Source organism: Streptomyces minutiscleroticus, assembly GCF_014650875.1.
Taxonomy (GTDB): domain Bacteria; phylum Actinomycetota; class Actinomycetes; order Streptomycetales; family Streptomycetaceae; genus Streptomyces; species Streptomyces minutiscleroticus.
Genome location: NZ_BMVU01000103.1, coordinates 1 through 14,548, shown reverse-complemented (window position 1 = coordinate 14,548; position 14,548 = coordinate 1). Strand labels below are relative to the sequence as shown.

Below are 14,548 nucleotides of genomic sequence, written 5' to 3'. Positions count from 1 at the left end.
CGCGAGATGCAGGCACTCCTCGCGACCTGGACCGGCGCCTGCCCCACCTGCCACCGCGACATACCCACACCGATACGAACCTGACCAAGCCCTACTACCGCTTCGCCGGCAACTACCAGGACCCCACCGGCCTGTACCACCTCCAAGCCCGCTACTACGACGCCAACATCGGCCGCTTCACCCAGCCCGACCCCTCCGGCCAGGAACAGAACCCCTACCTCTACGCCGAGGGCGACCCCGTCAACCGCATCGACCCCAGCGGGCTGCTCAGCTTCGGTGACGTCACCGGCATCGGGGACTGGGCGAGTCTCACCTATGACACCTTGACAGGTGATACGGAAGGTGCGAACGCCACCAAGATGGGGGTACTGGCCGGTGCTGGTTTCGAAAGCTTGTGTCTGGCCGGTGCCGCAGCCGGGTCCTTCGCCACTCTCGGTGTCTCGGTCGGCGCCGGCTTGACTGGGTGCTCTGTCGTAGCCGCAGGGGTCGCCGGGGCGACGACCGCCGCATACAGCTGATCTGAGAAGTGGGGGCGGGGCGTGGGTCCCGCCCCCGGACGACGGGAGTTACCGATGCGCACAGCCGCAGTGATCGCATCAGCGCTCATAGCACTGCTTTGTGGTGTGGCTTTGCTTTGTCTCGGCCTTGAGGACGCCGGTGGCGGAAGACCCCGGGCAGTGCTACCGATCGTCCTCGGTACCGTTCTGACCGTTGGCGGACTCCTGTTCCTACGCAAGGGGTTCAAGCGATGACGATGTCACTGATCATGCCGCCGTCCGCTGCCGGATTGCCGATTTGGGGAATCTCCCTCATTTTCGGGGTTTTCATCGTGGCGGTTGTGCTCGTCCTGTCCCGCCGTAAGTAGCTCGGTCCAATGGGCTGGGCCGCGATACTTCGATACCGTGGTTGCCGCTTGAAACACGTCTACTGGCAGATCGGACCGGTGACGCTCCCTGACCGCCCGCACGGTAAAGCTGCAAGGTCGACACCTACAGCCCCCGCGGCGTCCGCCTGCTCGCCCAGCCCTCCGAACCGGTCGCCCAGCCCTACCGCTTCGCCGGCAACTACCAGGACCCCGCCGGCCTGTACCACCTCCAAGCCCGCTACTACGACGCCAACATCGGCCGCTTCACCCAGCCCGACCCCTCCGGCCAGGAACAGAACCCCTACCTCTACGCCGAGGGCGACCCCGTCAACCGCATCGACCCCAGCGGCCTCCTTGGCTTCGGAACAGTTGTTGACGGGCTCTTCGGAGGTAAGGACGTACTTGAAATCTCGCAGAACCGAAACGACCCTGAGGCTCTGGTCTCGCAAGCTGTCGGCATCGCGGCAGGAGCAGTCTTCGGGGCGGCTTGCACAGCAGGGACTTCCACCATGGCGACTGCTGCCGGGATGCCCTATCTCATACCTCTGGCTGTAGCGGGATGCGGCGTTGCGTCTGACACGGTCAGTAACGTAACGGCAGGCGCTATGCAGGACTCATTTTCCCAGCCTGAGGCTGAGCGAGGGAGATGACGTGAACACAAGCCTGGACGGCGGAGAAATGTTGGGCAACGACGACGAAGTCGGGCGCGCGGTAGCTGCTACGGGCCTGTGGGTTGCGTTGATCGCATCAATCGCACTCGTCGTCATCGGTGTCTTCGCGATGCTGGCAGGCATCAAACCTGGAGTATGGATCATCGTCGCCGGACTTGTTCTGTCGGCCGGTATGGCGGCGGCAATCCGATTCCGACGCTAGCTTCACTCCTGCATGAGGGCCCGTCAATAAGTTGACGGGCCCTCATCGCTCAGGTCGCGCAGATCAATGAATTGCGGATTTCCTCGCGGCGGTTTGGCGGCCAGGTACGAAAAGCTGTTGCCTTTCCTCCCGCGATCGCCGCTTTTCGCCTGGTCAGAAATTCGACCTGGTGGATGTGGACGGCAAAAGGAAAAAGCGCAAAGTGCGAGCAGCAGCGACCGGAGTCTTTCTTCTCATGGCACCCTGCCGTCGGCGTCTTGACGCTCAGACGTCGTTCAGCAGCGCAGCGAATAAATTATGAGAGGTTCCGCGCTCGCTCGATTACTGCCTTGGCCAGTACGAAATCTTCAGGGCTGCCACGGCGGTTGAGCGAGGACGCCACTTCGGGACTCGCCATGCCCCTCGTCACGGATTCCCACACCTCATCGTCCGGCCGTGCGCCTCTTGCCAGAAGAAGCCGTACTGTCTCCAGGTGCCCACTCCAGGCCGCGCTGGACAAAGGGCCGTGTCTTGTTGAGATTCCAAGTCCTTCGGCGACGCCTTCAACCAGCTGCAGTTCTATTATGAGGTTGGGTGAAGCTCCCCGGTCCAGCAGCAGCTTCACCATTTCAAGATCGCCTTGCGCGGCAGCGAGTATCAGAGGTGTGGTTTGATTGACACCGACTGGACCGTCGGGACGCGCACCGGCGTCGAGGAGATGTCGAGCCACCTCATGCATCCCTCTTGGTGCAGCATATCGAAGCGCGTACGTCTCATGGTATTCCCCCATCTTGGCATCAGGGTCGGCTCCAGCGGCCAGAAGAGTACGTACTACATCGGGATGGTTGTTCCAGACGGCCTGATCGAGAGCGGTGCGACTCCTGTCGGCCTCACGCAGGTCGGGGTAAACGCCTGAAGCCAGTACCCCAGCCACCCGCTGTGCGTCCCCCGAAGCAGCAGCCTGACATAACAGGCGGGCGACATCGTTCACTTCCACGTGCTCTTCTCCATGTGCGGTGGTTTGCGTAGACCACGAAAACCGAAAGGAGCAGAGGGCTTCGGTCCTATTTCTCGGCGCGACAGCCCCGCTCCCCCATTAACCCGGTCTCATGCCGTTACTGGATACATTATGACCACTTCGTGCGCGACCGCCCTGAACGTGAGTCTCACTCCGGCCCGATTCCCCTCTGAGAGAGGACCGGCGTGTAGGGCGGAGCCCCGCAGCTCTGGCCTGCACCCCGTCCGGCCTGCTTCTTGTCCCGCTTGCCGGCGCGGGCGGCGACGGCGCGTGAGTCCCGGGATGAAGACAGCAGGGGCGCGATTGTCGGCGGCCCCCGGGGCACGCCCCGCTACATCGGCGGGTCCATCCCGGCGGTCATGCGCCGGGCCTCCGCCTCGGCCGGGTGTCGCGCCGGATCGGTGGTGTCGGTCGAGGTGACCAGGTAGAGCTCCCACTCCTCGTCGGTTCTCGGGTCTGGCGGCGGGAGCAGGGGAGGTTCCTGGTGGGTGCTGATGCAGGCGGGGATCTTCATGTGGGGCTTGAAGGCGTGCAGGGTGTTGATCCACTCGGCTTCGGCGAGTTCGCGGCCCGGGCCCGGTGTCTTCTCGCCCTCGTAGGTGCGCAGCCAGCCCAGGTAGAGGGCGGTGAGCATCTCCCGTACCCAGTGGTGGCGGTACCAGCAGGGCGGGAGGTCGTTGTGCAGTTCGGCGGTGTGGCGCAGCCACTCCACCCAGGTGCGCAGCTCGCGTAGCCGGGCGCGGCGTTCGGGCGGGGGCATGGCCGCCCACACCCAGCTGCGCGGCTCGGGTGCCGCGCTCCCTGCCGGCGGCACGGTGGGCCACAATGATGCCGGATTATCCGGAACGTCCGAGGCGTCCGGATCGCTCCAGTCATTCGGGAAGTCGGTCACGGTCCGCCCGCCTCCTCCACTGCCGCGGGTGCTGCCGCCTTGTCTGGCTTCAGCAGTCCGCTCCCAGCGGTCGGCCGGGGCACGGCCAGTAGCCGCTTCAGGTCGCGGTCGCGGAAGGTGAGCCGCATCCTCACCTTGATCGGAGGTTGGTTGGAGTACTGGGCGATCGCGGTGAACTCCTTGAGCTGTTGCAGGGAGTGCACGGGCGCGAGGTCGGTCTCGGTGGGCGAGGTGGTGGTGGAGGACTCGCCGCGGGAGCGGCCGTGCGAGGTGCGCAGTGTCTCGGTGCGGCCGTACAGGCCGGAGAAGTACCGCAGGGTCTCCAGGTCACCGCAGCCCGGCAGCAGCATGCGCAGGCCGGAGGCGGACAGTACGGTGTTGGCCTTCTGCACGCCGAGCCGGTCGCGCAGCTGGGACAGGTCGTGCCACACCGTCAGGACGACGATGCCCATGCCGCGGCCGGTGGTGAGGATGTTGGGCAGGCGGGGGTAGCGCAGACAGCCCCTCCTTCACCCACACCGCCGGGTGCGCGCTGAACGCCTCGGTGGTCAGGATGTTCTGCCCGACGTACGCGCCCACGGGCGGGAGGGAGGCGGCGTGCAGGAACGGGTAGGCGCCCGCGGCGTTGGCGGTGTCGGCGCGGACGACCTCGACACGGGGCAGGGAGGCGGCACGCCCCGCGTACGGCTGCGCCCAGCCCTTCCTGGGGGCGACCCGCATGGCCGTCCCGGGGTCCTCCAGCAGTCTCGCGCGGCGCTGTTCGCGGGCGCTCGGCACCGTCGGCGGTGCCTGTGTCGGCCGGTGTTCCAGGCCGGCGGTCCCGCCGAACGCGGACTCCTTCAGTGCCGTGTCACCGGCGTCACGGCACTTGAACGGCAACGGCAACGGCAACAGCGATGACAACGGTGGCAACGAGGGCAGCGGCATCAGAATCTGATCCTCCGGTCCGGCAGCCCCTGGCCCAGCGGCAGCGCGGCGGCCGCGAAGCCGACGTCCTGGGCGCCCCACATGCGCCGCAGCTCCAGTCCGGAGGCGGCCGCGTCCGCCTGCAGCTCGACGCAGGCGGTCTCCAGCTCGCCGAGGTCGGTCACGGTGACGGCGAGGACCGAGGTCAGCCGCACCACGCCCTGCCCGGAGGCGCGGGCGACATCCTGCGACCTGGCCTTCTGCGCTTCGAGCAGCTCGTCGGCGGACTCGTCCCGGCCGGTCCTGGCGCGCAGTGCACGGGCGGACTCCCGCTTGGCCTTCTCGCGGGCGAGGTCCTGGCGGGCCCGGCGCGGGCCGATCGGCTCGTAGACGATGCCCAGGCTGCGGCGGGCGTTCTGCCGGGGCCGCAGCAGCGGCTGCAGGAAGGTGGCGTACACGTCCGTCTGCGGCCAGGTGCGGACCTGGTAGGAGACGGTCCACGCGGCCGTCGTGACGGTAGGTGCCCCAGTCGGTCTCGGCGCACGCGGGGCCCGCCAGCTCGGGGGCCACGCCGGGCTCCAGGCCCTGCCCGGCCGGCGCCTGCCAGTCCGTCACCTGGGCGTCCGGCACCTGCCCGCCCGGCACCTGGGCGGCGTCGCGGGCGGAGGCATCGCGGACAGTGACGTCACGAGTGGCGACGTGGGGGCGGGGGCCCGGGCGGCGGCGTTGCGGGTGGCGAGCATCAGCTGCGCCTCCGGGTCGTACGCGATGCGCACCACCTGCGCCAGGGCACGCGGGGCGAGCCACTCGACGACCTGGAGACTCAACCAGACCGGCTGGACGGGACCATCCCCGCAGGTGCGGGGAGCATGTTGTCTGACCTGCGAGTTTATTCGCGCGGAGACGCGCTTTGGCAAATTTTACGGATCCGACGCATCCTCACGGTCAACGTGGCCGGTTGACATCAGTTCCAGGGCAGCGTGGAGTTCGGTCTCCGGAGCCGATCCCTCTTCGTGGACTGCGGCCGCCGACAGCGGCGTTGCCCGGGCGGAGGCCTGGGCAGTTGTTGTGTTCTCGACCTTTCTCAGCTGCTTCCGTGCGCCTCTTCCCATGCCTGTCGGACAGCCGCGGGGATGCGCCCGCGCATCGGGACGTCGTGCCCGTTCGCCCGTGCCCACTCTCGAATGGTCTCGGGATCGGAGGGCGGGCGTACTTGAGGACCTGGCCGCTGTGGGTCATGGCAGCGATCAGGGCGGTGGCCGTCCGGCCGGCGGTGCGGGAGCCGCGGAGTGTCGTGCCGTCGACGGCGATGACCTTCCGTCCCGGGACCGGGGTCTTGCGTTCCGTGAGGAAGGCGCTGATGGCGCGGTCGAGGGCGTCGCCGTCCGCGGCGGCCAGGACGAGGCGGATGGTCGTCGCGTGGGGCGGGCGGATCCGGCCGGTCAGTGGGTCGGGGCGGAAGCCGAGCTGGGCCAGGACGCGCTGCGGTGCGTCGGCGACCCACTCGCCGATCGCTGTGATCGAGGCGGCGCCGGCCAGAACGGCGGCGGACACGGCGGTGAGTAGGGCCGTCCATGGGTGACGGATGCCGCGACGAGCCCGTGGGTCAGGCACCGTGGCCAGATAACTCCGCAGGTCAAAGGTTGCATCCAGCAGGTCTGGGCGGGAGGCGTCCCCCAGTTGCCGGAGACATGAGGGCATGCGGGAAGATGGGTGCGCAGGCATGGACTCGCTCGGTGCTCATACGGACTCAACACCCGCATGATCACCAGCGGCCATGCCTGTTCTGCGTCCAGGGTCACTCACCGGGCAGAAGTCAACAAGCCGTCACTTCTGGCACTCAGCAGGCGAACCGCCCACCTCGGCACTTCTCAATGACCCTGTCACCGGACCCACGAGCCCACCATTCAGTCACGAGCCCCCTTACAACAGATCAGATGCCTTTGTGCGGAATTCCTCCACGTGGCGCTGCATGCCAGAGGGCAAGTCAGTAAGCATTTTCACTGTCTCATTGAGGTGGCGAGCCAGTTCGGGCCAAGACCTCCACGTTTGTTCCTTCCTCATCAGCACTGCCGTCAGAAGATCGTCGTCGTACCAGCCGGTCACCGCTTCGTCCGGAGCGGTGTCCCGCAAATAATCCAAAGCTACCGGCAGCAGCCACCGGAGACCTACATCTTGACTGATCAATCGACGCAGGCCGTCCAATCCAAGATTTTTGATAGGGCGTTTCCTCAGATCATGCACGCCTCGGACCAAAGATGTGGTCTCGCTCTGCGGGGGCGGCCATGCATTCCCCTCCAACTCCTCGATCGCCCTGTCTTTGTTCACGAAATCTGAGAGCATGAGATCTTGGCGCCTCTGCTTTTATGCGACCTGACTACAATGATCATGTTCCGCAAAGAGCTCAGCCCCGTACTGAACCGCCGTCAGGCGACCACTAGGGAGAATTGGTTGACCTGCCGGCATGCATGTCACTGCGGCCACGGCCTCGCTTACGGCGTACCGAGAATTTCCATGACGCGTTCCCGCACCAGATCACAGAAATTCGAGACAGCCTGTTGATCGGCCCCGCGCTTCACCGCCCTCTCAACCTGCCACTCCGAAAACAGTGGAGCGAACCAGAGGAGCCTCACTAAATCCTGGTGCAGCGATTCGCCTTCCATGACTTCGATGGAGTTGAGGAGTCCGACATAGCGGTCGGCCAAATCCGCATCAAAATCACCCGCCCGGAGTTTTCCTAGCGCCCCTTGGTCCGGGTCCCATGCAAGGTCGAGCGCCTCCAAGACCTGCGGGTCCGGGTGCTTCATTCCCAAATTCCAATTATTTCCTCTCCTGGCACATTCTGGCATGAAGACCCCATGACCCTTTTCGCGCAAGGTCGATTCATACTCGACCAGGCAATCGATACATATGGCGAGTTGGCCCTCACCTGCCGACCTGATCGCCTCCGCCTCATCCTTCCAGCAGGTCGGTGACGTATTCGCGGGCCTCTGACGGCAACCCCTCGAGTCGGATCTCCTGAAGTTGCAATACGTGCTCACGGCTGACATGGCCGGTTGACATCAGTTCGAGGACAGCGTGGAGTTCAGCCTCCAAAGCCGATCCCTCCTCGCAGACCGCAGCCGCCGACAGCAGCGTTGCCAGTGCGGAGGCCTGTGCGGGTGAGTAGGCGCCCAACCGGTCGGTCACCTCGTCGGCCGCACGTTCACGCACCTCCGATTCGGCATCCAGGATCTTACGCACCATCTCAATAAATTCAGAGGATTCCATGCAGTCAGCCTAACTCGATCAATAAGGCAGCGGATACTGGCTCGGCCATGGGATATGTGTACTGTTGGCCGCCTCGGCATTGTGGTTCGGACTGTTCGGGTTATGGACTTGCCGATGATACAGATTCCCCGCTTCGTCCTGGTATCTTCCGCCAATCGAGACGCGGTAGACGTCTCCGTTCGCCGCATTCGATCCCGGTGGCGCGGTTCCGTCCTTGTCGTGCACCCGAAGACGAACGGTATTTCCCGTCTCCGGATCTTTCCATTTGTACTCGACCCCCTTTTGCGCGCCACCGTTGGGGTCAGGCGTAAGTTGTCGAATATCGGCATCTTCCGGAACGATATCGAGCGGATTCCGGTCCCTCAGATCCCAGCCGCCGTCCTTGATGCGTGGCGGACAAGGAGTAAGACCGAGCGGATCGACCCATGCATGCGGATTGAGCACATATGTAACAGGGTTGGGCGAGGGTTCCAGGCCCAATGGGTCTGAGGTGAGGTACCGGGCTGTGGCAGGGTCGTAATGGCGGAAGTAGTTGTAGTGAAGACCCGTCTCGGCATCGTAGTACTGTCCCGGGAAACGCAGCGGCGTATAGGCTGTGCTGTCCGTAGCCCAAGCGGTCATGCCCCAGAGCGTGCTTCGCGTGCGCCATACGATGTGTCCCTCATCGTCGACGAGTTCTCTAGGCGCACCCGTCAAATCTGTGACGATGGCAAAGAAGCGTGAGTCGATCTCTTCCTGCGGGGCATCGGCGGCAGTGACGCGTTCCCTCTGCGCGAGGGGCTGCAGCCCCTGGTGGTCCCAAGTAAGGGTGACCGGATGGGGCAGATCGGCCGAGACAGTGGTCTGCTCGCACAGGGTCGTGCCGTCCCAGGTGAACACCACGCGCTCGACGACGGTTTCTCCGTCCTCTGCCAAACGGAGTTTGGCGGTGCGGCGCCCCAGTGGATCATAGGTGTAGCACCAATGCGTGCCGTCCGGGGTGACAACTGCGGTGAGACGGTCCTCGGCGTCCCATTCATAACGCCAGGTGTCCGGCTTGCGGGACAGGCGTGTCTTCTGCCGGAGGGTGATGCGGCCAAGGGCATCGTGTTCGTAGCGGACATCGCCCGCGCGGGTGATACGGGTGCCGGAGTAGGTGCGAGCGCCTACCGCCTCCTGGCCAGGATGGTTCGGCGGCCAGGCCGCCTGGGTCTGGTTGTTCGCCTCGTCATAGGCGTAGGACTCGCTCCAGTTGGCCGCGTGTACGGCCGTCACCCGGCCGACCGCATCGAGGTCGAAACGACGAGAGCCGCCAAGGCGGTCCTCAATTCCGACCAGGTGGCCGTCGGCACGGTAGGCGTACGCGCGCTGCTGGATCAGGTCACCGCCCGCCTTCGTCACCGCCTGGGTGGTCAGACGGCCCAAGGCGTCGAAAGCCTGCTCCAGCGTCAACGTCTCACCGATACGGCGGGTCAGTTCGCGACCGGCCTCGTCGTAGACGAAGTCGATGGCCCGGCCAGAGGCCGACATGCCGGTGCGTCGCCCGGCGGCATTGTACGACCAGCTCGTTGTCGCGCCGGACGGCGTCCTCCGGCCTGTGCAACGTCCCGACTCATCGTACGAGTAGGTCATCTCGCGGCCGTCGACCGTCTCCTTACGCACTCGGCCGAACCGGTCCCGCAGCACCGTCAGCGTGCTACCGCTCGGGCCGGCGGCCCACGCCACCTGATCGGTCAGGTCGTATGAGTAGGTGGTGACTTCACCGGCCACGTCCTTGAGAACCACCTGGCCCAGTTCGTTGTGTTCGAACCGCACCGTCTGGCCCAGGGCATTGGTGCGGGAGGTGAGTCGACCTGCGGCATCGTATCCATAGGTCAGAGCGCATCCATCGAAATCCGTCTCGGCGACCACATGTCCAGCCGCGTCGTATGCGTAACTCCACGTCAGTCCCTGCGGATTGACAACCTTTGTCAGCCGCAGCTCGGTGTCGTGATCGAACTCGTAGCGCACCCCGTCCGGGCCGGTACGCGCGGCGAGCAGATCGAAGTGGGTGTACTCGAATCGGGAGAGACCGCCCATGGGATCGGTGTGACTGGTGCAGTTGCCCTCGCCGTCGTACGTCCATGTCTCACTCTCGCCGTCCGGAGCTGTGCGACTGGACAGCCGGCCTTCCACCGTCCATTCCAGGCGAACCGTGGCACCGGTCGGATCGGTGATGGCGACAGGGCGACCGAAGGCATCACGTTCGTAACACGTCACCGCGCCCAGCGGGTCGGTGACCTTCAACGGCAGCCCGGACCGGTCGCAGACCGTGTGAATGGTGTGACCGAGCGGGTCGGTCACGGCCATCGGATGTCCGGCCTCGTCGTACGTGAAGTGGGTGGTCAGCCCGGCCGGATCGGTTACTGCGGTGCGGTTGCCGCGCTCGTCGAAGCTCTGCCGAACGATCGTGCCGTCCGGATTGACGAGCTTGATCGGCAAACCGAGCTCGTTGTACTCCGCCCGTGCTTCACGTCCGTCCGGGCGGGATATCGCGAGAAGATTGCCCAGCTCGTCGTAGCGGAAGGACGTGGTGTGACCCAGCGGGTCCGTCCGGGAGAGCAGGCGGTTGTAGCGGTCGTGCCGGTAGCGGGTGACCGCGCCGAGAGGATCCGTTTCGGCGATCACCCGGCAGTGCCGGTTGATCAGGTAGCGAGTGGTGTGGCCGAGCGAGTCGGTGACGGTCGTGGTGTGCTCACCGGTGTCCGCGGCCACGGGTCCGTAGGCGAAGGTCGAGCGCAGGTGGCCGGCGATGCCCGCCTGGTGGGTGCAGCGGTCCTGGTCGTCGTAGCCGTAGGTGAACCGGCTCTTGTTGGTGTCGGTCCAGGCGGTGATGCGGCCCAGGTCGTCGTACTCGAAGCGGGTGGGGCGCCCGGAGGAGTTGGTCGCCTCGGTCATATGGCCGTCGGTGTAGCCGTAGCGCAGCAGTTCCTGGTCGCCGCCGTCCGCTGCCGCACCGGCCAGGTGCAGTGCGGTGACACGGTTTTCCGAGGTGGAGATGCGCAGGTGGTAGCCGCCGCTGTGCGTGATCGAGCAGGGCGTGCCGTCGGCCTCGTATTGGAAGCTGATCCAGTTGCCGTTGCGGTCGTCGATCTGTTCCAGCACGGCCAGGTCGTCGGAGCGGTCGGCGAAGTGCCGTACCTGGCCTGATTGCGGGTCGGTGAGGGTGTAGCCGTCCTCCACCCGGTCCAGTGGCCAGCGTGGGCCGTGGCTGGGCAGGGTCGGCAGTCCGGGTGCCGGGTGGGGGTAGGCGAGGAGCAGGCCGTCCTCGCCGACGAAGACGACGCCCTGTGTGTCGATCTCCAGACGCTGGTCCAGGGTGGAGGACCAGGTCGGGCCGAACCACTGGCCCAGGCGGTAGGACGAGTCGAAGTAGCGCTTGAAGGTCAGCGGCATCCGGGCGGGAAGCGAGACGTCCGTCTCCGGCAGCACCATGTGGCCGGTGGCGACGTCGACGGGGTCCTTGACACAGACCTTCTCGGCCGATCGTCGGGAGGCGGCCTCGGCGCCCTCCTCCACCGCGTTGCGGGCGCCCTTGGTCAGCCCTTGTTCCGCGCCCTCCTTCATCGCGAGCCGTACACCGCCGCGGGCGAGTCCGGCGCCCTTGGTGCCGATGAGTTCGGGGATGAGGCGGCCGACGAACTCGGAGGGGTCCTTCTTGAAGCCGTCGACGGCGGCGGTGACGATGCGTTCGGGGTGGGCGGCGGTGGAGACGAGTCCGGACAGCGTCATGGAGACGTTCTGCAGGTACTCGGCCGGGTGCGTGAGGTTGTAGGGGTCGGTGGGGTTCAGGCCGCGGGCGAAGTTCACCAGCCCCGCCGTGCCCTTCAGCGCGCCGCCGACGACGTGGGTGAGTTCGGTGTTGGCCGCCTGGAAGCCGTCGACCAGGTTGTTGCCGAGGCGGTCCAGCGGCGGCGGCTCGGCCGGCGCGTGCGCCAGGGCGGCCCGGACGGTGCTCTGGGCGGTGGTGGCGGCGGTGTTGCGCTGTGTGCGGGCCTCGGTGAGCTTGTCGCGGGCGGCCTTGATGTCGGCCGTGCCCGGGTCCTTGAAGGGCTCGGGGCGCGGTCCGGGGTCCTCGTTGGCTTTGATCTTGGCGTTGTAGGCGTCGACCCTTTTGTTGTAGGCGTCGGCGGCGTCCTTGGAGGCCTTGACGCCCTTCTTGTAGAGCTCGATGGCCTCCTTGGCCTGCCCTTGCGCCCACTTGACCGTGTCCGCGTAGGATTCCAGGGCGCCGGCGGCCTTGTCGCAGGCGTCCGCGGCCTGCGCCCACTTGGTGGGGTGCACGCCGAACTTCTTGCGGAAGGCGTCCCCGCCCTCGCCCGCCCAGGTGGAGGAGTCGACCTTCTTCATGCCCTGGCCGACATGGTCGAAGGCGGTGTGGAAGTCCTTCAGATGCTTGGCGGACTCGCGGATCTTGTCCGGGTTGCCGTGGATCAGCTCGTTGGCCTCTTCGGTCTGGCCCAGCTGCTGCTCGCCGGGGGTGGCGCCCAGGTCGGCGGCGACCTCGTCACCCCAGTTCTGGACGGTGTCGGCGGCGCCGTGCCAGCCGACGTGGTCCAGTCCGTCGCCGACCTTGTCGGTGGCGTAGTCGATGCCCTCGCCGAGCTTCTTCTTGCCCTCGTTGATGAGGTTCTCACCGAACTCCAGGCCCTTGTTCAGGCCGCCGGTGACACCGTCGACGATGTCGCCGAACCCCATCAGTTACCGCCCTCCCCCTGCTGCTGTTCGGCTGCCTGGGCGCGGGCCTCGGGCGAGGGGCCGAAGGTGTCGTCCAGCATCCGGTCGTACTCGGCGTCCGAGACGCCGAAGGTCTCGTGCAGGTTCTGCGGGTTGAGGCCCAGGGGGCCCACCGTGTGGGAGGTCATGACGTCTCGGCCGGCGTCCTTCCAGCCCTGCGCGCTGTTGGCCATGGCCGCATCGAAAGACTCCTTGCTGTAGTCCGCCCCGCCCAGCGCGCCTTGAGTGGCGATGTCGCCCCAGCCCTGCTGGGTCACCTCCTCCTCGGAGGCGTACGGGTTACCGATGGCGGCGTTGGCGACGACCTTGAAGGAGCCCTCGATGTACTGCTCGGTCTCGTAGTACACCCCGGCGGACAGGCCGGTCTTGACGGCGAACGCGTTGCCCTCGTTGACCAGTGCGCGCACGCCCCATTCCCAGCGCTCGCAAAAGCTCTGGAACGCGCTGGTCAGTCCCTCGTGGCCCAGCTCCAGGCCGGACAGGGCGATGTCGCCGAAGCCGCGCCCGGCCCCGGCCTCCCCCACCATGCCCAACTCGCCCAGCTCGCCGAGCGCCTCGGTCAGCCCCTTCGCGATCAGATCCAGGCCCTGGGCCCGCAGATCCTTGCCGCCCCCGCCGCTCACGCCGCCTCCCCCTTCTCGTGCAGATCCCGGTCGACGGCCGCGTGCTCGGGCACGATGCCCACCACCGGCGGGAAGACCATCCCGTCCGGCCCGTCCGCACAGTCCAGCGCCACCCCGCACGGCACCCCGGCCGCCGGCACCGCCACATCCAGCAACCGCGCACCCAGCACCGTCCGATACGCCCACTCGCGCGCGTACTCGCCGCGCGCCTGCGCATAGCGGGCCAGGGCCTGCTCGTCGGAGAAGGCCAGAATGAACCGGATCCCGTTCAGGTCCACCGTCAAGAAGCCGGGCTCGTCGTCCGGACCGGGGCCCTCGCCCAGCGGCACCAGCACGGCCGTGCGCCGGAACTCCCCCAGCAACTCCGCGAACGCCCGCCTCCGCCCGGCCACCACGGAGTCCTCGGGCGCAGGGTTCGCGGATTGCGCCGGGTCGGATTCCTCGGCCGACCGGATTTCGGCCGGCTGCCGCGTCGCCTCCCGGTGTTTCTGCGAAGACTCACTCGGAGCCGGCATGGCAGGACGGTCGGTCATCTCCGCGTAGTCCGCGAGCCTCGACCTTCGAATCTGTTGCGGCTGGTCCGCCGCACCCCCGTGCTCAGACATTCCACTATCATCACAACCACGCATCGCACACTGCAACGTGTCCACGTCACATCTCTGCCACAACCCGGTAAACCGCCCCAAAAAGACACTGTTGTTCTGTACCAACATGCTCGCCAGCGTTCCCTCCGTCCGCACCGGCGCCCTGGCCATCGGCGGGGTCCGGGCCACCTCGACCGTCCCTGCCGGCGCAGGAAGCAGAGCGTTCGACGGAGGAGCGGTTCTGTACGTAGAGGGCCATCCCTGCGGGTGCGGGGAGCAGTCCACCGAGAACTTCCTCGACGCCAGATGCGGGGGCCATCCGCGCTGATACGGGGAGCAGATCCCGTTGTTCCACACCTTGTCCAGCGCCCAGGGACCATCCTCGCGGACGCGGGGATGGTCCCAGATCGCCCTTCCCTCGCGTCACCTGTTGCTCCTGCTCCCCGCATTTGCGGGGATGGTCCCGTGTGGGCTTGGCGAAGAGGTCCTGGAGGTAGCTGCTGCCCGCACCCGCGGGATACCTCCGGCTCATGAGCACCGTAGTCCGGCGCCGCCAGCCGTGTTCCGAGTAGTGCCTGGTCAGGGCAATGTTCTCAGGTGGGTGGCCGCGGTGTGGTGTCGCGCGGCATACTCGTTGCATGGCTGGCATCGAGATCGACGACACCACCGCGGACACGCTGCAGGCCCTGGCCGACGCGGCGGGGCTGCCACTGGACGCCTACCTCGCGCAGGTGGCCGAGGAGAAGCGGCGCGAGCGTGCGCTGGCCGACGGCGCGGAGATCT

General features: G+C 66.5%; 10 protein-coding genes and 5 pseudogenes. 3 read left to right on the top strand and 12 right to left on the bottom strand.

The annotated features are described in order from the left end of the window. The 3 genes and pseudogenes from IE271_RS38640 to IE271_RS38630 all read left to right on the top strand — a co-directional run. Positions 1-518 (top strand): RHS repeat-associated core domain-containing protein (locus IE271_RS38640; RefSeq protein WP_190195133.1); only part of this gene is annotated, 518 nt, incomplete at its 5' end. A gap of 469 nt (positions 519-987) precedes the next feature. Continuing rightward, positions 988-1,515 (top strand): annotated as a pseudogene (locus IE271_RS38635) (RHS repeat-associated core domain-containing protein); the annotation flags it as partial. A 1-nt stretch (position 1,516) separates the two neighbouring features. Then, entirely contained in the window at positions 1,517-1,738 is a 222-nt protein-coding gene (locus IE271_RS38630; RefSeq protein ID WP_190195132.1) for a hypothetical protein, read from the top strand. A 295-nt stretch (positions 1,739-2,033) separates the two neighbouring features. Here the strand turns inward: IE271_RS38630 and IE271_RS38625 are convergent, their stop codons facing one another. The 12 genes and pseudogenes from IE271_RS38625 to IE271_RS38570 all read right to left on the bottom strand — a co-directional run bounded on the left by IE271_RS38625 (position 2,034) and on the right by IE271_RS38570 (position 13,786). Further along, positions 2,034-2,714 (bottom strand): ankyrin repeat domain-containing protein, encoded by a 681-nt coding sequence (locus IE271_RS38625; protein ID WP_190195131.1) that lies wholly within the window; start codon positions 2,712-2,714, stop codon positions 2,034-2,036. A gap of 352 nt (positions 2,715-3,066) precedes the next feature. Further along, the gene (locus tag IE271_RS38620) at positions 3,067-3,627 is read right to left on the bottom strand and encodes a hypothetical protein (protein WP_229919897.1); all 561 of its coding nucleotides are present in this window, start codon (positions 3,625-3,627) and stop codon (positions 3,067-3,069) included. Beyond that, positions 3,624-4,124: pseudogene (locus IE271_RS38615) on the bottom strand (TraM recognition domain-containing protein); the annotation flags it as partial. The gene IE271_RS38620 and the pseudogene IE271_RS38615, both read right to left, overlap by 4 nt. Before the next feature lie 429 nt (positions 4,125-4,553). Then, positions 4,554-5,354, bottom strand: a pseudogene (locus tag IE271_RS38610) (SCO6880 family protein); the annotation flags it as partial. A 263-nt stretch (positions 5,355-5,617) separates the two neighbouring features. After that, positions 5,618-5,722, bottom strand: a pseudogene (locus IE271_RS43525) (Lsr2 family DNA-binding protein); the annotation flags it as partial. Positions 5,723-5,895: 173 nt separating this feature from the next. After that, positions 5,896-6,234: pseudogene (locus IE271_RS42950) on the bottom strand (transposase family protein); the annotation flags it as partial. Positions 6,235-6,456: 222 nt separating this feature from the next. Then, on the bottom strand, positions 6,457-6,876 hold the full coding sequence (locus IE271_RS38595; RefSeq protein ID WP_190195129.1) for a contact-dependent growth inhibition system immunity protein: 420 nt from the start codon (positions 6,874-6,876) through the stop codon (positions 6,457-6,459). 149 nt (positions 6,877-7,025) lie between these two features. After that, on the bottom strand, positions 7,026-7,340 hold the full coding sequence (locus IE271_RS38590; RefSeq protein WP_190195128.1) for a hypothetical protein: 315 nt from the start codon (positions 7,338-7,340) through the stop codon (positions 7,026-7,028). Between the two features lie 145 nt (positions 7,341-7,485). Continuing rightward, positions 7,486-7,803, bottom strand: coding sequence for a hypothetical protein (locus IE271_RS38585; protein WP_190195127.1), 318 nt, complete (start codon positions 7,801-7,803; stop codon positions 7,486-7,488). A gap of 18 nt (positions 7,804-7,821) precedes the next feature. Then, positions 7,822-12,519, bottom strand: coding sequence for a putative T7SS-secreted protein (locus IE271_RS38580; RefSeq protein ID WP_190195126.1), 4,698 nt, complete (start codon positions 12,517-12,519; stop codon positions 7,822-7,824). Further along, complete coding sequence (locus IE271_RS38575; RefSeq protein ID WP_190195125.1) at positions 12,519-13,181, bottom strand: hypothetical protein; 663 nt, start codon at positions 13,179-13,181, stop codon at positions 12,519-12,521. Before IE271_RS38575 ends, IE271_RS38580 begins: the two co-directional genes overlap by 1 nt. Beyond that, positions 13,178-13,786, bottom strand: a complete 609-nt coding sequence (locus tag IE271_RS38570) for a hypothetical protein (RefSeq protein WP_190195124.1) — start codon at positions 13,784-13,786, stop codon at positions 13,178-13,180. The genes IE271_RS38575 and IE271_RS38570 overlap by 4 nt, the downstream gene beginning before the upstream one ends. Positions 13,787-14,548: the final 762 nt, after the last annotated feature.